We start from the raw sequence: 19,235 nt of genomic DNA on the forward strand, positions 1-19,235 counted from the left end.
GAGCTGTTAACCCGTCCGTAAATGGGCGGGTTATTTCTTTGGCTTGCGGCAAACAAAAACCCCTCCACTTGGGAGGAGTTCTTTTCTTGCTCTTGGGGAAGGCTCAGGGGTAAAGGCCGCGCAGCGCACGGGCTTCCAGCACGCGGGTGCAGGCCACGATGTAGGCAGCGGTACGCAGCGTCACGCCGTGGCGCTCCTTGACATCCCACAGGCTGAGGAAAGCGTCGGTCATGATGCGGTCGAGGCGCTGGTTGATTTCGTCTTCGGTCCAGAAGAACGAGCTGAAATCCTGCACCCACTCGAAGTAACTGACCGTTACCCCACCGGCGTTGGCAAGGACGTCGGGCACCACGGTCACGCCGCGCCCGGCCAGAATGTCGTCGGCCACGGGAATGGTCGGGCCGTTGGCGCCTTCTACGATCAGTTTGGCCTTGATCTGGTCGGCGTTGGCTTCGGTAATCTGCTTTTCCAGCGCGGCGGGAATCAGCACGTCGCAGTCCACGGTCCAGAATTCCTCGCGGCTCAGCTCGTCGGTGCCGTCCAGGCCGGTGATCTTGCCGGTCGCTGCCAGGTGCTCCATCGCCTTGTACGGGTCGATGCCTGCAGCGCTGTACACGGTGCCGGTCACGTCCTGAATCGCCACCACTTTGGCCCCGTGGTCGTGGAAGATGCGGGCAGCGGCGTTGCCCACGTTGCCGAAGCCCTGCACGGCCACGCGCGCGCCTTCCATGTCAATGCCCAGCTTCTTCATGGCCTCTGCGCCGGTCACGAACACGCCGCGCCCGGTGGCGTCGCTGCGCCCCAGCGACCCGCCCAGGCTGATGGGCTTGCCGGTCACCACGCCGGTGGCGGTGCGGCCCACGTTCATGGAGTAGGTGTCCATCATCCAGGCCATGATTTGGGGGTTGGTGTTCACGTCGGGGGCAGGAATGTCCTTTTCCGGGCCGATAATCAGGCCGATTTCGGTGGTAAAGCGCCGGGTCAGACGTTCCAGCTCGCCCTGGCTGTACTTGCGGGGGTCGATGCGGATACCGCCTTTACCGCCGCCGTAGGGCACGTTCACAGCAGCGTTCTTGATGGTCATCCAGGCGGACAGCGCCATCACTTCCGACAGGTTCACGTCCTGGTGGTAGCGGATACCACCCTTGGCCGGGCCGCGCGAGGTGTTGTGCTGCACGCGGTAGCCCTCGAAGTGGGCCACGCTGCCGTCGTCCAGGTGAATCGGCACGTCCACCACCAGGATGCGTTTGGGGCGCTTAAGCGTTTCCACCCAGTAGGCCAGGTTGCCCAAGTAAGGGGTAACGCGGTCCACCTGCTCCAGGAAAATCTCGTAGGGGCCGATGTTGTTGGGGTCCAGATAAGAGGGCAGGTCGTGCAGAGCAGGCTTGGCGGCAGCCGGCTGCGGTGCCTGAGGCTGGGCGGGTTTGGAATCGGTGGTCATGGCAGCTCCTTTGCAAGGTTGGGGGAAGTTGGGTGGTTCAGGGGTAGACGCCGCGCATCTCGGTGGCGCCGGCAATCCGGCTCAGGGCCAGCGTGTAGGCGGCGGTGCGCATTTCGGTGCCGTGCCGGTTCATCAGCTCCAGCACCTCGTCCAGGGCGCGGTTGATGTGCCCCTCCACGACTTTTTCGATTTCGCTCTCGGTCCAGAAGAAGTTGGTGTGCGACTGCACCCACTCCACGTAGTTCACGACCACACCGCCGATAGAGGCCACCAGGTCGGGCAGCACATGGATGTCTTTGCTGCGCAAATAGCGTTCCGCTTCAGGCAGCACGGCGCGGTTGGTGGCTTCCACCAGGTAGCGGGCGCGCACCGTGTGGGCATTGCCAGCATTCACCGTGCCGAAGTCGTAGGCCAGAATCAGGGCGTCCACGTCCAGCTCCAGCAGTTCTTCTCCGGTAATGTCCAGGCCAAAACCGCACACGCTGCCGGTTTGCTCGCGCCAGGCGGCCAGGGCGTCCAGGTCCAGGCCACTGCTGGCGTACACGGCGCCGTCGCGGTCGCTGACCGCCACCACCAGAGCGCCCTGCTCACGCAGCAGCCGGGCCGCTTTGGACCCGACATCTCCGTAGCCGAACACGGCCACGCGAGCATTCTTGACGCCGGTGCCGTCATTCTCCAGGGCGCGGGCCGTGACCATCGCGGCACTTTGCCCACGGGCGTCCTTGCTGCCATACGAGCCGCCGAGTGCGATGGGTTTGCCGACCACCATGCCACTGATGGAGGTGCCGCGCCCCTCGTTGAAGGCGTCGAAAATCCAGGCCATGTTCTGCGAGTCGGTGCCCACGTCGGGGGCCAGGATGTCCTCGTTGGGGCCGAGCAACTCCACCAGCTCGGAGGTATAGCGCCGGGTCAGGCCCTCAAGTTCGTGGGCGCTGAGGCTGGCCGGGTCCACGTCCACCCCGCCCTTGGCGCCGCCCAGCGGCAGGTCGGCCACGGCCGCCTTGAGGGTCATGATGGCGGCCAGCACCTCGCACTCGTGGCGCGTGAGGCCCTCGCGGAAGCGCACCCCGCCGATGCTGGGGCCACGGGCGTTGGAATGCACGGCGCGGTAGCCGGTAAAGACGCGTACCTGTCCGTCGTCCATCTTGACCGGCAGGTTGACCTTGACGCTGCGGCGGGGATACCTGAAATAGGCGAGGGTGTGGTCCGTCACCTCGCAGTACGGCAGGGCTTCTTGAAGCTGTTCCATCAGCCCCTGCCAATTGAGTCCTGAAACCCTCATCTGGGCCTCCTTGGGAAAGAAAATGGGATGGCGTGCAGCATGAACGTGCTCAGGCCGCAGCGGCAGGGAAGGGCCCGGCCCGCCAGCAGACGTGCAGCTGAGATGAAGAGCAGATTCATAATGACGCTATGAGCATACACGCTCGCTGCGTCCTTGTGGCTCAGGCAGGTCGCCGTGCCTGCCCGGTTCTATTTTCTCGCTGCCGTCTGTATTTTCTTGCTTGACCCGGGGCGAAATCTGCCGTCTGATAGAGCAGAAGGGTTCCTGCATCCTCTGCCGATATGCAGCGGCGATACAGCCGGGCACAAGTGTCAGAACATGGAGCGCAGAAGATGAGCCGCCGTTCAGACCGGCAGGGCCAGGCGGTCCAGCAGGGTTTCCAGCTCCTGGCGGGCCGGGGAGGCCGGCAGGTCCAGCAAGGCGGCGCGGGCCAGCTCCAGCCGGCGGGCCACCTCACGCCAGCCGGCCTCGGCCGCTCCGTACTCGGCGCACAGCGCCTGTACCCGCGCCAGGTCGCCCCCGTGCGCGGCGCGGCGCAGCAAGATGGCGCGGACCTCCTCGCCGGCGGGCGTGTCTAGCAGCTGCAGCACGGCAAAAGTGGCCTTGCCCTCGCGCAGGTCGCTGCCCACGGGCTTGCCCAGGTCCTCCTCGCGGCCCAGCAGGTCCAGCAGGTCATCGCGAATCTGAAAGGCCATGCCCAGTTCGCGCCCGTACTGCCGCAGGGCCTGTTCCTGCGCGGCGGAGGCACCCAGCAGGAGCGCTGGAGCGGCGGCGGCCAGTTCCAGCAGCGCGGCCGTCTTGCCGTAGATGATGCGGCTGTACTGTTCGGGGGTGGGGTTGCCGTAGGCGGCCACCTGAAACTGCAGCACCTCGCCCTCGCAGATGACGCTGGCGACCTCGCCAAAGGCGCGGGTCAGCCGGGCGGCGGCGGGCAGTTCGGACAGCAGCATCAGCAGCCGCGCCAGCATGAAGTCGCCGCTCATCACGCTGACCACGTTGCCGTAGCGCCGGAACGCCGCCTCCTGCCCGCGCCGGGTGTCGGCGTCGTCAATCAGGTCGTCGTGCAGCAGCGAGGCCGAGTGCAGCAGCTCGATACAGATGGCCAGCGCCAGAGCGTCGCCGTGGTGGCCGCCTGCATCTTCTGGGGCGCCGACCTGCAGCGCTTGGGCGCTGAGCAGCGTGACCAGCGGGCGCAGGCGTTTGCCGCCCGCGGCGACCAGGTCCTCACCAATCAGCTCGATAAATTCCACTTCCGAGCGCAGCACTTCGCGCAGCCGCTGCTCGAACGCCGGGGGCAGGCCCGCACTCAGAGAATCAGCACTTGCAGCAGAGGCCACGGGCGCAGCGGGCCGGGGGGGAACGGAAGGCTGATTCATGCCTGGCCAGTATAGAAAACGTCGGGGGGGCCAGGAAGGATACCTGCCCCCTTTGCTCGGGCCGTTCCCTGCCTGACCACCAGAACAAAGGGCGCCGGCCTGCTGCGCCGGGATGGATGCACCTGCGCGGCGCACACACAAACATGCTAAAAAAGGGGTATATGGAAAGCGTCGTCGCTCTGTTTCAAACTCCCCAGCAGGCTGCCCGGGCCCTGCAGGTTCTTGAGTCGCGCGGCTTTGACCGCGACCGCCTGGGGTTCGCCTGCACCAACGCTGTCACCCAGAGCGAGGTGGCCAGCGCCACCGGCATCAGCCCCGAAGAGGGCGCACCGGCCGGCGCGGGCGGCGTCATCAAGGGTGCCATCATGGGTGCGCTGGCTGGCCTGGCCCTCACGGTGCCGGTGTGGATTCTGCTGGCGCTGATTCCCGCGACCCGGGTGTATGTGGACGGCGGCATGTACGGCGCCCTGTTCGGCCTGCTGGGCGGCATGACCCTGGGCGGTCTGTTCGGTGCCATCTCCGGCTCGGACCACGGCGACTATGTGCGGCTGCTGCGCGGTTTTGGCATGCCGACGCCGCACGCCGAGCGCGTCTACGACCGCATGAAGGACGGCGAGGTTCTGGTGATTGCCCGTGACACGGACCTCAGCCGCACCGCCGAGGCTTCGGGCGTGCTGCGCCAGCTGGGCGCCGTGTCGCTGGAAAGCGTGGACACCGCCGGTCAGGCTCCTGGCGAGGAGATTCCCCTGCAGAGCGAAGGCCGCGCCGACCGCGCCGCGCAGCAGGCCAGCGAAGGCGCTGGCGCCGTGAACACCACGCCCTCCGAGAGCGTGCGTGCCGAAGCCGAGCAGGTCGAGGCCGGCCGCAGCCGCTGACGCTTTCCCTCCGGCGTTTTCCGGGCCACCTCCTGTCAGGAGGGTGGCCCTTTGTTCGGCCCGCTGGGGAGCGGCGGCAGGCCGGAACCCGTGCCGTATGATGGACTTTATGCCGCGCCGCCCTGCCCGCACCGCCCAGAAGACCCGCCGCCCCCAGCGCTCCGCGCCGCGTGGCAATCCCGCCGACTGGCCGCTGTACGAGGCCGAGGTGCTGCGTGGCCTGGAGGAAGTGGCCCGCACCGAGCTGGGCACCATTCGCGGGCTGGATGTGGTGGCCGCCGGCGACGAGGCCGTGCGCTTCCGTTACGGCGGCGACCCGGACCGCCTGGGCCGCCTGCGCAGCGTGGTGGCGGTCTACGCTGTGCGTGTCTGGGACGTGCCCCGGCCACGCGGCCTGCTGGGGCACCAGCAGCTGGGCGAGCTGACGGCCTGGCTGCGCGGCGTGGTGGCTGCAGGCGGGCATCGCTCGCTGCGCGTGTCGGCGGCGGGGCGGGACAGCGAAGTGATGGAGCGCCTGACGGCCGAGATGGCCGGGGCGCTGGGGCTGCCGCACCAGCCTGAGGACGGCGAACTGCGGCTGCGGCTGCGGCCGGCGGCCGGCGGGACCGGCTGGGAGGTGCTGGCCCGGCTGACGCCCAAGCCGCTGTCGGCCCGCGACTGGCGGGTGTGCAACCGCGAGGGCGGCCTGAACGCGTCTATCGCTTACGGGGCACTGGCGCTGGCGGGCCTGCGGGCCTCGGACCGCATCTTCAATCCCATGTGCGGCAGCGGCACCCTGCTGGTTGAGCGCGCCCTGATGGGGCCGTACGAGGCGATGGTAGGCGTAGACATCGACGCTGGAGCGGTGGCCTGCGCCCGCAGCAACCTGAAGGCTGCTGGCCGCGATGTGGAGGTGGCGCAGGTGGATGCGCTCAGCACGGGCCTGCCGCCGCGCTCCTTCGACCTGATTCTGGCCGACCTGCCCTGGGGCGACGATATCGGCACCCACGGCGGCAACGCCGAGCTGTACCCCGCTTTCCTGAACGAGATGCACCGGCTGTGCTCCAGGGGCGGCCGGATGGTGGTGATTACCCACGAACTGCGGCTGTTCGAGCGGGTGCTGGCCGACTCGCCCTGGCAGGGCCGCGAACTGGCGCAGGTGTACAGCGGCGGTCACCATCCCAAGATGTATCTGCTGACCCGCGGATAAGGGTTGCGGCGCCAACCGTTTTGCAGCGGTGAGACACAGGCGAACGGGAGCTGCAAGGCTGCAGAGCAGCAGAGAGCATACGTGCTGCGCGGCATGGAGGAGCGTGGAGCGTTGTTCGCAGGAGGCCGCCACCCGGGTGCCGTCCGTGTGAGTGAACTGCGGACCGGGCCAGCGGCAGGCGCGGGGGGACAATTCGCGGGCAAAGCCCCTCTAGACTGCCCCTATGACGACCGGCTCCATGATTCCCCACCCAGCCCGGCCCGCCCGGCGGCGCGGCGTGCTGCTGCCGCTGCTGCTCCTGCCCGGCCTGCTGGTGGGCTGCCAGGCTCCAACGCAGGAAACGTCCACTTCTACCTCTTCCCAGATGTCCCAGGGTTCCCAGGTCACCACCTCCGAGACCAGCACTCCCCAGGACAGCGCTTCCGAGGCCAGCACTGCTCACACCAGCACCGACGCCAGTGCACATGCCGGCCACGACATGGCGTCTGCAGCCACGGCGTCTGCTTCTGCGGCGGCCGAGGCTGACAGCGCGGGTGCCCTGCCGCTGGAGGTGAAAGCCGCTACCGTGACGGCTGTGCCGCCCGGCCTGACCGACACGGCCGCCTACATCACGCTGCACAACCCCACAGATGCGGACATCGTGCTGGTAGGGGCGGCGACCCCCGCCGCCGGGCACGCGATGCTGATGCAGACCGTGACCACCGACGCCAGCGGCACCAGCATAAGCGGCATGGTGGAGGTGCCCAGCCTGACGGTGCCGGCGGGCGGCGAGCTGAGCATGTCTTCGGCCGGCGACCATGTGATGCTGATGGGCCTGACTGGAGCGCTGAAAGAGGGGAGCAGCCTGCCGCTGACCCTGGAGGCAGAGGACGGCCGCACGCTGAACCTGAGCGCCGAGGTGCAGCGCCCATGATTCCTGGTGCGGCGCCCGAGTCGCCGGCCCCCCCGGCCCGGCCCTGGCAGCGCTCGGCCCTGCTGGCGCTGGCGGCGGTGGCGCTGGTGCTGGGCGTGGCCTGGGCAGTGGCCCGCTCGCAGAGCGCCTATCCCTTTTACGGCTCGGTGATCAACCGGCCGGAGCCGGCGCTGGCCTTCTCGGGCACCGACGGCCACGGCCAGCCCTGGACCCTGCAGCCGCGCGGCCGGCAGACGTTGCTGTTTTTCGGGTTCACCCACTGTCCCGACATCTGCCCGCTGACGCTGAAATACCTGGGCGAGATGCGGGCGCGCATGACTCCCGAGGAGCGGGACCAGGTGCAGGTGGTGTTCGTATCGGTGGACCCGGAGCGCGACACTCCCGAGCGAATCCGCGAGTACGTGGAATACTTCGGGGAAGGCACCGGCGTGCGCGTGCCCGAGCCTGAGCTGAGCCGGGTGGCGCAGGCTTACGGCGTGGCCTACGGCCAGGTGCCGGTGGACGGCCCGCTGAAATACCAGATCAACCACACCACGGCCACCTACCTGATAGACGCCAGCGGCTACACCCGCGTGATGTGGGACTACACCCAGCTGCCGGACGTGGACCGCATCTTGCGCGACGTGCGCTACGTGATGAACCACCCGCGTGAGCCGCAGGCTGCCCGCCCCACGCCGGCACCGGAGCTGTTCACGGCGGCCCGGCTTGCCCCCTCTCAGGCGGTGACCCCATGAACCTCAATCCTTCCGCAGCCGACCTGCTCACGCTGACCTTCAACCCCGCCGTATGGGGGCTGTTGGTCCTGGCGGCCGCCCTCTATTTTCGGCCGTTTCTCCAGGCCCGCCGCACGCCGCAGGGCCGGCAGAACTGGCCGGTGTGGAAAGCCGTGCTGTTCGTGCTGGCCCTGCTAAGTGCCCTGTGGGCGCTGGATTCGAGCGCAGCGGTGTACACCCTGAACTCCATGGCGCTGTACATGGTGCGGCTGATGGTGCTGGCCGAACTGGTGCCGCCGCTGCTGCTGCTGAGCCTGCCGCGCGGTACCGCGCTGGCCCCGCGCTCGGTGCCCGGCCGCCTGCTGAGCGTGCTGCTCGACCCTTGGGTGGCTTTCGCCGTGTGGACCGCCGTCATTCTGTTCTGGAATATCCCGGCCGGGTTCAACGCCAGCATCGTGACCAATACAGCGTCCATCCTGCTGCCGGCGCTGTACCTCATCAGCGGCACCATGATCTGGGGGGCCATGCTGCGGCCCTTTCCCACCATCCAGCCGGGCACCTTCGGCAAGCGGGGCTGGTTCGGCTTTCTGGCGGCCCTGCCGATGATGTCCATCGCCGCGTGGTGGCTGTACGCCCGCGAGGTGCTGTATCAGCCCTATGTGGGCGCAGTGTGCCTGTGGAACCTCACCCCGCTGCAAAATCAGCAGATCAGCGGCTGGATCATGATGCTGGCCGGCCTGCCCGCGCTGGGCCTGGCCGTGCTGCAGCTGATGGCCTGGCTGATTGAGGTGTCGGACGGGGGCGGGCAAAAGCCGCAGCCCCGCTCCTGACGTCACGCCGCCTGGGGCGTCGCTGCGGAGCCGGGTCCGGGCTTTCCTGCTCTTCCTGCTCTCCCGGCAACCAGCATGAGGAATCGTTCAGTGGCCTGTCAGGCGCCCGGCAGGTTCCTTTGCCTATGATGGGAAGCACCTATGAATATCGAAGAACTGTTTCGCAGTCGGTTTGGCCCTGAGAGTGCCCGTGAGCTGGGGCAGGTGCTGGGGCTGGAGTCCGAGCAGGCCGCCCGGCTGCTGGACCGTGCGGTGCGCTCGCAGCTGGAAGCCGTGGCCCAGCAGGCCAAGAGCGAGGCCGGCCGCGCCCAGGTGCTGGACGCGATCGCCAACCTGCCCCGCTTCCGCGACGTGTCTCACGCCCTGACCGAGCAGGGGGGCGCCGCCTCGCTGCAACTGGCCGGCGAACTGCTCAGCCCGGCCCTGCTGGGTCACGACCAGACCGACCTGGCTGGACAGCTGTCGCGGGTGGAAGGCGCGCCGCAGCCCTCTATCACCGCCCTGATGAACATGTCCCTGCCGCTGCTGCTGAGCTTCATTGGTCAGGCCGGCGTGAATGGGGGCAACATTACCCAGGTGATGTCCACCATCCGCGCCAGTGGTGTGCGGCCCCGTTCGGCTGGCGGCTCTTACGTGTCGCGCGCTGCTGCCGCCAACGCCCCGCAGTTCGTAGACGGAGGACAGGGGCAAGCTGCCGGTGAGATAAAAAAGTCCCCTGAGCCAGCTTCTGCACCGGCCCCTACGCCGGTTTCCGGTCAGGCCCCGGCTGCCCAGGCGGAGGCCGGCCAACCTGAACCCGAGCTGGCCCAGGACACCGACTACTCCAAGTCCAGCGTGGTCTCGGCCCTGCTGGACGGCGCGGAAGTGCCCGAGCCGGGAGCTGTGCAGCGGGAGAGCCAGCCCCAGGCCCCGGCCGCTTCCCTGAAGGAGAACCCCTACCGCTCGGAAGAAGAGGCCCAGGACGCCGCTCCTCAACCTGAACCCGAGTTGGCCCAGGACACCGACTATTCCAAGTCCAGCGTGGTCTCGGCCTTGCTGGACGGAGCAGAAGCCCCGGCAGCCGCCGCCCAGCCGGCTCAGCCGCAGGCAGATAAGCCCCAGCCCACTGCCCCCCAGCCCGGCGCCACTCAGTCCAGCGCTGCGCAGGCGACCCAACCGCAGGCAGTGCCCGCTCAGACTCAGCCGGCTCCCTCTAGTCCGGCCAGCTCCAGTCCGGCCGCCTCGCCCGCAGCGCTGGCTGCTGCCGCCGCTGCCGCCGGTGTGGGTGCCGGTGCCGTGCGTCCGGCCGCGCCTCAGGCCCAGCCGGCAGGCAGCCCCTGGAAATCTGCCCAGCCGGTGGTGATCGGCGCTCAGCCTTCTGTCACGGCGGCGCGCGCTGCTCAGCCCAGTGCCGCTGCGGCCGCCACTCCCACGCTGGCTTCCGCAAGCGGCCAGGACTTGCCTCTCACCGCTGACAGCCTGGTCAGCTACTTCCGCGAGCAGTTCTCGGCACAGGACGTGGGCGCCCTGGCCGAAGCGGCCGGGTTCGGCCGGCGCGACGCGGGCCGGGCGGTGCAGGGTACCGCCGCCGTGCTGCTCAGCGCCCTGGCCCAGAAGGGCCGCGACCAAAGTGGCGCCGCCGAACTGCTGGCCCTGAGCGGTGATTTTGGCCGCGTGGCCGAAGGTGAGCAGCTGAACACCGCCCTGCTGGGCAACCGCGCCGAGCTGGGGGCTTTGGAGGTGCGCGGCCTGAGCGTGCTGGACCGCCTGCTGGACAATCCCGGCCAGGTGGGCGGCCGCCTGGGCACGGCGCTGGGGACTTCCGGTGAGCAGGCCGGCCGCCTGCTGGCCTTGCTGACCCCCTTCGTTCTGGGCCTGCTGGGCAGCCGCGCCCGTGGTGCCGGCCTGGACGCTGCCGGCCTCAGCCGCGTGCTGGGTGGTCTGGACGCTGGACGCCTGGAAAGCCTGTTGCCTGAAGATTTGGGCGTGCTCAAGTCGCTGCTGGGAACGCAGCTGTTTGGCGCGGCGCCCAGGGAGCGGGCCACCCTGCTGGAAACCAAGCAGGCCAAAGCGGCTCCTGTTCCCGTCGCCGCGCCTGCCGGCGAAACCGTGGTGGCAGCCCAGCCTGCTCCCGTGCAGCCCATGACGCCCGAGCCGCCCCACCCGGTTGCCCCGGCCCAGCCCGAGCGCCGCGGCGGCTTCCCGTGGTGGCTGCTGCTGCTGCTGCTGGCGGGCCTGGCCTGGTACCTCACCCAGAACCGCAGCGAGCAGCCCCTGCCTGCGCCTACTGAGCAGACCCAGATACAGACTGCTCCTGCGACCACGCCAACGACCGGCACCTTCACGGTGACCGAGCCGGCTGCAGGCAGCTCGGTGGCGGCCAGCGGATTTACCCTCAGCGGTACTGCCGAGCCGAGCGCCAGCTACCGCCTGCTGCAGGACGGCACCGAAGTGGGCACCTTCACTTCGGACGCGGACGGCCGCTGGTCGGCGGACGTAGCGGCCGCTCCTGCGGGCGAGCACACCTACAGCGTGCAAACGGAAGGTGGCGCCGAAGTCATCAGCCTGCCCCTGACGCTGGAGTAACCTCTTCACGGACTTTCTAAGCAGATGTGAGCGCTCTCCGTACAGGAGGGCGCTTTTTTGCGGCAGCAGGATTTATCAGTTTTCTCCGTAAGGATTGATTAAGAAGTGCCTTCCTACCTTGGGCTGAACCTCAGGCCCTGGCCGTACGCTGCCGCCTTCCCGCCCAGGCTTGGCTTCACCACAAAAGGAGACCCCATGAAAAAAGTCGCACTCGTCTCGGATTCGTCCTCGGAAATCTCGCAGGAAGATGCCCGCCGCCTGGGTGTACACATCATCCCCAACAACGTGTACCTCAACGGCGAGCTGCGTAAGGACGGGGTGACTCTTCAGACCCGTGACGCCGAGTTCTTCTTGGCGCAGGGCGGCGAAATGCAGACTTCACCCATCACCGCCGAGGAGTTCATGGAGGTGTTCGGTAACCTCCTCAACGACCACGATGAGGTGCTGTGTGTGCTGGTGAGCAGCACCCTCAGCCAGAACATGGCCAACGCCTGGGAAGCGGTGCAGCGTATGGAAATGCAGCACCGCGTCACCCTCTACGATTCACGTATCGGCACCATCGCGCTGGGCCGGCTGCTGCTGCGGGCCAAGCTGGTCATCGACCAGGGCGGCACTGTGCACGACGCCGTCGAGCAGATGGACCAGGTCCGCGAAGTGATTGTGGCCGACGCCGTGGTGCCCTCGCTCAAGTACTTCCGTAAAGGCAAGCGCGTTTCGGCCAGCCGGGCGATTATCGCCACGCTGCTGCGGCTGTGCCCGGTGATGGTCTATACGCCCGAAGGCCAGCTGACCAACGCCCGCACCGTCCGTGGCCACGAGGGCATTTCGTCGCTGATTGGCAATCTGGAACAGCGTTTCGGGGACCAGCCGGTCGCCATCACCATCGGCCTGGCTGGCGAAGACCCCGACCAGATTGCCCGGATGCGCCAGGCACTCGAACACAGCCGCCTGAACGTCAAACACGTGAGCGAAAAGCCTATCGGCGCTTCTATCAGTGCCCACTCCGGCCCTGGCATCTACGGCTTCGTTGCCGAGCCGTATGTCGAAGGCCACCTGGCCTGAGCCCTTCTCACACGGCTTAAGGGCATACGCTCTGCTGGACTGCCAGCAAACGGTGCAGGCTGCAGCAGCGGCCGCTTCCGGGTAGGTGCCGCAGCTGAGGGAGTGAAGGTGCTGTCGCTGCGGCGGGGCACCTCTTTTTTCGCCTGCGCTCTCTCCTGCCTGTGCTACTGCGGCCAGAAGGCCTGAACCGCCCACCACAGCAGCCCCAGCCACAGTGCGGCGATGACCGCAGCGCCCGGCAAGCTGGCCGGTAGGCGTTCGCCTTCGCGGGTCAGGGCTTCCTGGCGGGCAGCAGCCATCACCTCGGGCGGAATCAGCCGCACGGCCAGCAGAATGCCCAGCGGTAGCAGGAGCGCGTCGTCCAGCAGGCCCAGCACCGGAATAAAGTCGGGAATCAGGTCCAGCGGGCTGAGGGCGTAAGCCAGCACCAGCGCTGTCCACACCCGCGCCGGCCAGGGGGTGCGCGGGTCGCGGTAGGCGAGATACAGCGCCAGCAACTCGCGCCCAAGCCGCTTTGCCCAGGCCGTCAGCTGCTGGAGCATGCCGCTTCCTGCTGTGCCCGCAGCCACGCCGCCGCCCACTGCCCGATAAACCCGCGCAGGGGCGGCAGTTCCTGCACGCTGAACCACTCCAGCCGTTCCACCTCCAACCCATCGGCCTGCGGCGTGCCGCGCCACTCGGTTACGCGGTACAGCGCCGTGTAAAAGCTGGCCTGGTGCCCGTTGCCGAGGGTGCGGAGCGGCGTGGTGTGCAGGGTGAGCAGCTCGGCCCCCAGCACCTCTAACCCCGTTTCCTCGCGCACCTCGCGCCTCAGCGTCTGCTCCGGCGGCTCGGCCAGTTCGCACAGGCCGCCGGGCAGGCTCCAGACATCGGAGCGCCCGACCAGCCTTTGCAGTAGCACGCGGCCTTCGCTGTCAAAAACCAGGCCCGCCGCGCCCATCAGGTTCACGGGCGCATTGCCGATGAGGGCGCGGAGGTCAGCGATGTAGTCGGGAGAGGGCATGAGGTCAGCCTAGAATAGGCGGCATGCGAACCACCATGCCCACGTTCGACGAGTTCAACGCGCTGACGCTGAAATTTATGGCTGACGGTGAAACCCGTCATGTCAGCCAAATCAAGGATGAGGTGATGGGGTTGGCCGACCTCTCGCCCGAAGTCCTGGCCGAAACTTAACCAAGCGGAGAACTGCGGGTACGAGACCGCATTGCGTGGGCCTGTAGCAACCTTTTTCTAGCGGGGCTACTGGATAGACCTTCCCGCGCCATCTACCAAATTTCCGAAACGGGCCGGGCGCTGTTGCCAACGGTAGGCGACACCCTTGGCGAGAATGAGTTCGCGCCGCTTCCCAAGTGGCAGCAGTATTTGGCCGAACGGGCACAGAAGCAGAAAAGCAAGGACAAGGCCTCGAAAGCGGTGGACATCTTGTCCGAGCAGCAGCATCCCGAAGATGTTGCTATTGCGGCCATAGAAAGTCTGAATGAGAAATTGTCGCTGGAGTTGCTACGAAGGTTGCGGGAAGGCTCCCCAAGTTTCTTCGAGCTGGCCGTCATCAAAGTTTTACGCGGTATGGGCTACGGCGGCAAAGATGACCATGAAGTTGAGGGCTTGCGGCGCGAAAGTCACACGGGCAAATCGGGCGATGGCGGCATTGACGGCATCATCAAACTTGACCCGCTCGGTGTACAGAACATCTACATTCAAGCCAAGCGCTACAAGCAGGGCAACACCATCGGGCGTCCAGAGTTGCAAGGCTTTGTAGGGGCGCTGCACGGCAAGCGTGTGGCACGGGGCGTATTCATCACTACCTCTCACTACACCGCCGAGGCCAGAGCCTACGCGCAGGGCGAAGCTCAAGACCGTCTGGTGCTGATTGACGGCGACCAACTGGCCGCGCTGATGCTGGCTTACGGTATAGGCGTACAGAAAAAGCGTACCCTCGACGTGCTGGAAATCGACGAAGACTTTTTTGAGTGAATTGCGTCTGAAACACTGCTTTCCAAAGTCAAGCGATAAGGCCCACTGTGCTCAGAAGCCCCCTCATCCTAGACTTTTGCGGTGACCTCGCCCGACTCCGCTTCTGCCACTGCTGCTCCCCACATCCACCTTCCCGACGGCTCGTGCTGCGCGGGTGGGGAGAAGCCCAAGCGTTTTGCCCACCTGCACCAGCACACCCAGTACAGCCTGCTGGACGGGGCGGCCAAGCTCAAAGACCTGCTGAAGTGGGCCAAGGAAACCAGCCCGGAAGGCAGTGACGCGGCGCTGGCGATGACCGACCACGGCAACATGCACGGGGCGGTGCATTTCTACAACTACGCGCAGGACGCTGGGGTCAAGCCGATTCTGGGCTACGAGGCGTATGTGGTGCCTGGCTTCGGCACCCGCCGCGACCGCACGCGGGGGCAGGACGGCGAAAAGGGCATCTACCACCTCACCCTGCTGGCCCGCGATTTCGAGGGCTACCAGAACCTGTGCCGCCTCAGCAGCCGCGGCTACACCGAGGGCTACTACTACAAGCCGCGCATTGACCACGAGCTGTTGCAGGAGCACAGCAAGGGGGTGATTGCCTTCAGTGGCTGCCTGGGTTCGGAAGTGCAGCAACTCCTACTAATGGGCCGCCACGACGAGGCCAAGGAGCGACTGCTGTGGTACAGGGACCTGTTTGGCGAGAACTACTACATCGAAATCCAGAACCACGGCCTGAAGGAGCAGGACCAGAACAATCCCATCCTGCGGCAGTGGGCACAGGAACTGGGCATCGGCATGGTGGCGACCAACGACGGCCACTACGTGAAAAAGGAAGACGCCACCCCGCACGAAACCTTGCTCGCTATTCAGACCAAGGCGACCCTGGCCGACGAGAACCGCTTCAAGTTTCCCTGCGACGAGTTCTATGTCAAGAGCCTGGAAGAGATGCAGGCCGCCCTGCCCGTGTCCGACTGGGGCGAGGAAGTCTTTGACAACGCCGCCAACATCGCTGACCTGTGCAACGTAGAACTGCCCGTGGGCAAAAAGCGGGTGTACCAGATGCCGCAGCTGCCCATTCCCGAAGGCCGCACGATGGCCGAGGAAATGCGGGTGCAGACCTACGCGGGCATGATGCGCCGCTACCCCGCCCACGCCACTGAGGCGCTGCTGCGCGACTACGCCGCCCGTTCGCTCACCGAGCTGGGCGCGGACGACGCGGCGCGGGTCACGGCGCGGGCAGGGGGCTGTAACCCGCAGGAGTGCAGCGTGGAAGCTCTGCTCACCCTGCTGGCCTTTATGGGCAGCGAGTGGGAAGCGCGGGGCAAGGCTGCCAAGGAGAAATTCACCCTTTACCCCGCGCTGGAAAAGATGGAAGCCGAGGCCGAAGCAGGCGCTCTCCCCGCCTACGCTCACGAGGACTGCCGCCGCGCCAGCGTGCAGGACAGCGACACCGCCATTGATCCCGGCACTGAGGAGCCGAGCGAGGAAACCACCCGCGCCCACCACCGTCACGCGCTGGTCATTCTGCGCCGCGCCGAGTATGAGCTGTCGGTCATCAACAACATGGGTTTCCCCGACTACTTCCTGATTGTGGCCGACTACATCAACTGGGCCAAGGACCAGGACATTTCGGTGGGGCCGGGGCGTGGGTCAGGTGCAGGGTCGCTGGTCGCCTACGCCATGCGGATTACCAACCTCGACCCCCTCGAATTCGACCTGCTGTTCGAGCGCTTCCTCAACCCGGACCGCATCTCGATGCCCGACTTCGACATCGACTTCAACGATGCCCGCCGCATGGAAGTCGTGGAGTACGTGCAGCGCAAGTATGGCGAGGACAAGGTGGCCCAGATTGCCACTTTCGGAACGATGGCGTCCAAGGCCTGTCTCAAGGACGTGGCCCGTGTGATGGGCGTGGAATACACCAAGGTGGACAAGGTCAGCAAGCTGATTCCGGTCAAGTTCGGCAAAAGCTACTCGCTGGAGCAGGCCCGCGAAGCTGTGCCCGACATCGCGCAGATGCTGGAAGCCGACACCGAGCTGCGCGGCGCCTACGAGTTCGCCCAGAAGCTGGAAGGACTGACCCGCCACGCTTCGGTGCACGCGGCAGGCGTGGTGATCGGCAGGGAAGACCTCACCAACCTGGTGCCCATCATGCGCGACACCTCTGGCAGCGGCATCGTCTGCCAGTACGACATGAAGTCGGTGGAAGACATCGGCCTGATCAAGATGGACTTCCTGGGGCTGCGTACCCTCTCGTTCTTGGATGAAGCCCGGCGCATCCTGCGCGAGTCCAAGGGCATCGAGATGGACTTTGACACCGTTCCTTTCGACGATGAAGCCACCTATGAGCTGATGAGCCGGGGCGACACCAAGGGGGTGTTTCAGCTGGAAGGGGCGGGAATTACCGACGCCAGCCGCCGCCTGCGCCCCCGCCGCCTGGCCGACATCATCGCGCTCTCGGCGCTGTACCGCCCCGGCCCGATGGAAAATATTCCCACCTACGTGCGCCGTCACCACGGGGTAGAGGAAGTCACCTACGAGGATTTCCCCAACTCCGAGAAGTGGCTGGAACCTATCTTGCGCGAGACCTACGGCATTCCGGTGTATCAGGAGCAGATTATGCAGATTGCTTCGGATGTGGCCGGGTATTCCCTGGGCGGGGCGGACCTACTGCGCCGCGCGATGGGCAAGAAGGACGCCGCCGAGATGACCAAGCAGCGCCAGTTGTTCGTGGAAGGTGCCGAGGGCAACGGTGTGCCCAGGGACGAAGCCAACAAGCTGTTCGATCTGCTGGACGCTTTCGCCAACTACGGCTTCAACAAGTCCCACTCGGCCGCTTACGGCGTCATCACCTACCAGACGGCCTGGCTGAAGGCCAACTATCCGGTGGAATTCATGGCCGCGCTGCTGACCGTCGAGCGCCGCGACTCGGACAAGGTGGCCGAGTACATCAGCGACGCCCGCAAGATGGACGTGCGGGTCCTGCCGCCCGACATCAACCGCTCCAGCTCCGACTTTGCGGTGGCCGGTGAGGAAATCTATTTCGGCCTGTACGCCATCAAGGGCCTGGGCGAAGCCGCCGTACTGCGAATTCTCGACGAGCGCGAGCGGGCCGGTCATTTCGAGAGCCTCGCCAACTTCTGCTCCCGCATCGACAACAAGACCTGCAACCGCAAGGCGCTCGAAAGCCTGATCAAGTCGGGCGCGTTCGATGCCTTCGGGGAGCGCCGGCAGCTGCTGGAATCGCTGGACGACGCCCTGGAAGACGCCGCCGGCACTGCCAAAATCAACCAGCGCGCCCAGGCCGGCATGAGCATGATGTTTGCCCTGGACGAGGTCGTGGAGGAGCGCCCGCTGCGCTCCGGCGTGCCGCCTTTCACCGAGCTGGAGCGCCTCGCCGCCGAGAAAGAGGCGCTGGGCCTCTATATCTCCGGGCACCCGCTGGAGCAGCATGAGGGCCTGCGCGAAGCCGCCAGCTGCCGCATTGCCGACCTCGACAGCTGGTTCGAGGTGCAGCCCAAGAAGGGCAAGCGCCAGAAAGCCGTGCTGGCCGGCATGATCGAGGGTGTGCAGAAAAAGCCCACCAAGTCGGGCGGCATGATGGCCCGCTTTATCCTGGCCGACGAATCCGGGCAGATTGAGCTGGTGGCCTTTTCCCGCGCCTACGACCGCATCGAGCCCAAGCTGGTCAACGACACGCCGGGGCTGGTCATCGTGGAGCTGGAAGCCGAGGACGGTGGTCTGCGGGCCATCGCGGAGGAAATCGTCAGTATTGAGCAGCTGGAGGACGTGCCCAAGGTCATGTACGTGAACATTGACCTGGAAAGCGCCAGCCCCGACGCAGTGGGCGAGTTCCAGAGCATCCTGGATGAGCACGCCGGCCCCATGCCCACCTACCTGCGTCTGGAAACCCCCGAGCAGTTCGTGCTGTACCAGCTGGAACACAACATGGGCAGCCCCGACGCTATCCGCGCCCTGAACAGCACCTTCGCCTGGGCCAACGCGTACCTGGCTTACGACCAGCAGACGATTCTGGGCCGCTTCGCGCCTAAGCCGCCCGCCTGGATGCAGAGAAAGCAGAGCGGGGGAGGAATGCAGGCGTGAGCGAGAGAGTGCTGCAGCAACTGTATAGAGAGGCTGCACAATTCAACGTGCTGGTTTACAGCAGTGGTGGCGAAGTGGTGACACGCGACGAGCTGCATGAGCGGCTACCTAGTTTCCTCTATGGCTACGCCGCCCCCAACTCTGCCCCGCTACACTGACCCCATGACCCCCAGCGACTTCCTCACCCTTATCCTCACCGAAATCGGCTGGAATCTGGCCGTGTGGGTGCCGACCACCTTGCTCAGCCTGCTGTTTATCCGCACGGTGCTGGGTGTGCCCATGCGTGAGCTGGCCGCCGAGATCGAGGACCGCCAGACGGCAGCCATCGGGGCGGTGTTTTTCTGGGCGTCGCTGGGCTTTGCGCTGCTGTTCAGCCGCATGGTGGCCGCTCCTACACCCATGACCGACCTGCCCTGGTCGCAGGCGTTCGCCTGGCTCGGTCTGGCGGTGGGGCTGTCGCTGCTGCTGTTCAGCCTGGGTGTGTGGGCGGTGTTCGGCACGCTGGCCCGCCGCAAGGGTGAGAGCGTGTCGGGCTACTTGCGCCGCGAGCTGGTGGCCGAGCACAACCTGGCACTGTCGTTCGTGCTGGGGGCGCTGTTCCTAGTGCCGGTAGTGGTGGCATACCACGTCACTCTGTAGCTCCGCCTAGTAGAAGCTTCCGCAACTCCAGGGCATTATCCACCCCTGCTCCAGCTGCCGTGTTATCGAAGATGACCCATACCTCCTGCACCTGGGTCCGATTGCGTATCTCCCGCGCCAGCTCAGCCAGCGCTTCAGCGGGGTAGGCGCTGTAATACATGCGTGGTGAGCCGTGCCAGCGGTAGTACACGGTGTGCGGGTCTCCGCCAGGCCGCCTGGCCGCTTCTCCCACTTTGGCGGGTGCAGGGTCTGCGGCGACACGGCTTACCCTGCATTCGGTC

Annotated in this window: 18 protein-coding genes and 1 pseudogene (1 of these 19 running past the window's edge); 13 read left to right on the plus strand and 6 right to left on the minus strand. The window is 66.4% G+C overall.

The window, feature by feature from the left end; genetic code table 11:
- Window positions 1–103 precede the first annotated feature (103 nt).
- The 3 genes from DEIPR_RS00395 to DEIPR_RS00405 form a co-directional block, all read right to left on the minus strand.
- Window positions 104–1,441, minus strand: coding sequence for a Glu/Leu/Phe/Val family dehydrogenase (locus DEIPR_RS00395; RefSeq protein ID WP_013613856.1), 1,338 nt, complete (start codon window positions 1,439–1,441; stop codon window positions 104–106).
- A 37-nt stretch (window positions 1,442–1,478) separates the two neighbouring features.
- Window positions 1,479–2,723: a Glu/Leu/Phe/Val family dehydrogenase gene (locus DEIPR_RS00400; protein ID WP_013613857.1), complete on the minus strand. Its 1,245-nt coding sequence runs from the start codon at window positions 2,721–2,723 to the stop codon at window positions 1,479–1,481.
- A 344-nt stretch (window positions 2,724–3,067) separates the two neighbouring features.
- Window positions 3,068–4,099: a polyprenyl synthetase family protein gene (locus DEIPR_RS00405; RefSeq protein WP_013613858.1), complete on the minus strand. Its 1,032-nt coding sequence runs from the start codon at window positions 4,097–4,099 to the stop codon at window positions 3,068–3,070.
- Between the two features lie 161 nt (window positions 4,100–4,260).
- Here DEIPR_RS00405 and DEIPR_RS00410 point away from each other — a divergent pair, with 161 nt between their 5' ends.
- The 7 genes from DEIPR_RS00410 to DEIPR_RS00440 all read left to right on the plus strand — a co-directional run bounded on the left by DEIPR_RS00410 (window position 4,261) and on the right by DEIPR_RS00440 (window position 12,246).
- Window positions 4,261–4,974, plus strand: a complete 714-nt coding sequence (locus DEIPR_RS00410) for a hypothetical protein (RefSeq protein ID WP_174260418.1) — start codon at window positions 4,261–4,263, stop codon at window positions 4,972–4,974.
- Window positions 4,975–5,083: 109 nt separating this feature from the next.
- A complete protein-coding gene (locus DEIPR_RS00415) occupies window positions 5,084–6,163 on the plus strand; it encodes a methyltransferase domain-containing protein (protein WP_013613860.1) in 1,080 nt (359 codons plus the stop codon).
- 223 nt (window positions 6,164–6,386) lie between these two features.
- The gene (locus DEIPR_RS00420) at window positions 6,387–7,076 is read left to right on the plus strand and encodes a copper chaperone PCu(A)C (protein WP_013613861.1); all 690 of its coding nucleotides are present in this window, start codon (window positions 6,387–6,389) and stop codon (window positions 7,074–7,076) included.
- Window positions 7,073–7,810, plus strand: coding sequence for an SCO family protein (locus DEIPR_RS00425; RefSeq protein ID WP_013613862.1), 738 nt, complete (start codon window positions 7,073–7,075; stop codon window positions 7,808–7,810). Before DEIPR_RS00420 ends, DEIPR_RS00425 begins: the two co-directional genes overlap by 4 nt.
- Complete coding sequence (locus DEIPR_RS00430; RefSeq protein WP_013613863.1) at window positions 7,807–8,619, plus strand: cytochrome c oxidase assembly protein; 813 nt, start codon at window positions 7,807–7,809, stop codon at window positions 8,617–8,619. Before DEIPR_RS00425 ends, DEIPR_RS00430 begins: the two co-directional genes overlap by 4 nt.
- Window positions 8,620–8,760: 141 nt before the next feature.
- Window positions 8,761–11,184: a DUF937 domain-containing protein gene (locus tag DEIPR_RS00435; protein WP_013613864.1), complete on the plus strand. Its 2,424-nt coding sequence runs from the start codon at window positions 8,761–8,763 to the stop codon at window positions 11,182–11,184.
- 195 nt (window positions 11,185–11,379) lie between these two features.
- Window positions 11,380–12,246, plus strand: a complete 867-nt coding sequence (locus DEIPR_RS00440) for a DegV family protein (RefSeq protein ID WP_013613865.1) — start codon at window positions 11,380–11,382, stop codon at window positions 12,244–12,246.
- A 164-nt stretch (window positions 12,247–12,410) separates the two neighbouring features.
- On the opposite strand, the gene DEIPR_RS14845 is transcribed toward DEIPR_RS00440, so the two are convergent.
- Together DEIPR_RS14845 and DEIPR_RS00450 are read right to left on the minus strand one after the other, a co-directional pair.
- Window positions 12,411–12,788 carry a YkvA family protein gene (locus DEIPR_RS14845; RefSeq protein ID WP_013613866.1) on the minus strand — a complete coding sequence of 126 codons (378 nt, stop codon included), beginning with the start codon at window positions 12,786–12,788 and terminating at the stop codon, window positions 12,411–12,413.
- Window positions 12,773–13,249 carry an NUDIX domain-containing protein gene (locus DEIPR_RS00450; protein ID WP_013613867.1) on the minus strand — a complete coding sequence of 159 codons (477 nt, stop codon included), beginning with the start codon at window positions 13,247–13,249 and terminating at the stop codon, window positions 12,773–12,775. The genes DEIPR_RS14845 and DEIPR_RS00450 overlap by 16 nt, the downstream gene beginning before the upstream one ends.
- 23 nt (window positions 13,250–13,272) lie before the next feature.
- Here DEIPR_RS00450 and DEIPR_RS14095 point away from each other — a divergent pair, with 23 nt between their 5' ends.
- The 6 genes and pseudogenes from DEIPR_RS14095 to DEIPR_RS00465 all read left to right on the plus strand — a co-directional run bounded on the left by DEIPR_RS14095 (window position 13,273) and on the right by DEIPR_RS00465 (window position 18,954).
- On the plus strand, window positions 13,273–13,419 hold the full coding sequence (locus tag DEIPR_RS14095; protein WP_169310658.1) for a hypothetical protein: 147 nt from the start codon (window positions 13,273–13,275) through the stop codon (window positions 13,417–13,419).
- A 12-nt stretch (window positions 13,420–13,431) separates the two neighbouring features.
- Window positions 13,432–13,533 (plus strand): annotated as a pseudogene (locus tag DEIPR_RS14850) (winged helix-turn-helix domain-containing protein); the annotation flags it as partial.
- 9 nt (window positions 13,534–13,542) lie between these two features.
- Window positions 13,543–14,220, plus strand: a complete 678-nt coding sequence (locus tag DEIPR_RS00455; protein WP_083801517.1) for a restriction endonuclease — start codon at window positions 13,543–13,545, stop codon at window positions 14,218–14,220.
- An 81-nt stretch (window positions 14,221–14,301) separates the two neighbouring features.
- Window positions 14,302–18,315, plus strand: coding sequence for a DNA polymerase III subunit alpha (gene dnaE, locus DEIPR_RS00460; protein WP_013613868.1), 4,014 nt, complete (start codon window positions 14,302–14,304; stop codon window positions 18,313–18,315).
- Entirely contained in the window at window positions 18,312–18,473 is a 162-nt protein-coding gene (locus DEIPR_RS14100; RefSeq protein WP_013613869.1) for a hypothetical protein, read from the plus strand. Before dnaE ends, DEIPR_RS14100 begins: the two co-directional genes overlap by 4 nt.
- Window positions 18,474–18,477: 4 nt before the next feature.
- Window positions 18,478–18,954 (plus strand): hypothetical protein, encoded by a 477-nt coding sequence (locus tag DEIPR_RS00465; RefSeq protein WP_013613870.1) that lies wholly within the window; start codon window positions 18,478–18,480, stop codon window positions 18,952–18,954.
- Here DEIPR_RS00465 and DEIPR_RS00470 read toward each other — a convergent pair.
- A protein-coding gene (locus tag DEIPR_RS00470) for a DUF72 domain-containing protein (protein ID WP_013613871.1) crosses the window boundary here: on the minus strand, window positions 18,944–19,235 show its 3' portion. Its footprint extends 461 nt past the window's final position; 292 of the gene's 753 nt are visible here — the last part of the coding sequence; the start codon falls outside the window, past its right edge — the gene reads right to left on this strand; its stop codon occupies window positions 18,944–18,946. The two genes, DEIPR_RS00465 and DEIPR_RS00470, sit on opposite strands and share 11 nt — an antisense overlap.

Origin of the sequence: Deinococcus proteolyticus MRP (assembly GCF_000190555.1) — a bacterium.
GTDB classification, from domain to species: domain Bacteria; phylum Deinococcota; class Deinococci; order Deinococcales; family Deinococcaceae; genus Deinococcus; species Deinococcus proteolyticus.

Bases quoted from the DNA above. Each gene is read 5' to 3' on its own strand.
- DEIPR_RS00400 (WP_013613857.1), bottom strand. From the start codon at position 2,723: ATGAGGGTTTCAGGACTCAATTGGCAGGGGCTGATGGAACAGCTTCAA.
- DEIPR_RS00465 (WP_013613870.1), top strand. From the start codon at position 18,478: ATGACCCCCAGCGACTTCCTCACCCTTATCCTCACCGAAATCGGCTGG.
- DEIPR_RS00420 (WP_013613861.1), top strand. From the start codon at position 6,387: ATGACGACCGGCTCCATGATTCCCCACCCAGCCCGGCCCGCCCGGCGG.
- DEIPR_RS00425 (WP_013613862.1), top strand. From the start codon at position 7,073: ATGATTCCTGGTGCGGCGCCCGAGTCGCCGGCCCCCCCGGCCCGGCCC.
- DEIPR_RS00405 (WP_013613858.1), bottom strand. From the start codon at position 4,099: ATGAATCAGCCTTCCGTTCCCCCCCGGCCCGCTGCGCCCGTGGCCTCT.
- DEIPR_RS00415 (WP_013613860.1), top strand. From the start codon at position 5,084: ATGCCGCGCCGCCCTGCCCGCACCGCCCAGAAGACCCGCCGCCCCCAG.
- DEIPR_RS14845 (WP_013613866.1), bottom strand. From the start codon at position 12,788: ATGCTCCAGCAGCTGACGGCCTGGGCAAAGCGGCTTGGGCGCGAGTTG.
- DEIPR_RS00395 (WP_013613856.1), bottom strand. From the start codon at position 1,441: ATGACCACCGATTCCAAACCCGCCCAGCCTCAGGCACCGCAGCCGGCT.
- DEIPR_RS00450 (WP_013613867.1), bottom strand. From the start codon at position 13,249: ATGCCCTCTCCCGACTACATCGCTGACCTCCGCGCCCTCATCGGCAAT.
- DEIPR_RS00410 (WP_174260418.1), top strand. From the start codon at position 4,261: ATGGAAAGCGTCGTCGCTCTGTTTCAAACTCCCCAGCAGGCTGCCCGG.
- DEIPR_RS14095 (WP_169310658.1), top strand. From the start codon at position 13,273: ATGCGAACCACCATGCCCACGTTCGACGAGTTCAACGCGCTGACGCTG.
- DEIPR_RS00440 (WP_013613865.1), top strand. From the start codon at position 11,380: ATGAAAAAAGTCGCACTCGTCTCGGATTCGTCCTCGGAAATCTCGCAG.
- DEIPR_RS00430 (WP_013613863.1), top strand. From the start codon at position 7,807: ATGAACCTCAATCCTTCCGCAGCCGACCTGCTCACGCTGACCTTCAAC.
- DEIPR_RS00435 (WP_013613864.1), top strand. From the start codon at position 8,761: ATGAATATCGAAGAACTGTTTCGCAGTCGGTTTGGCCCTGAGAGTGCC.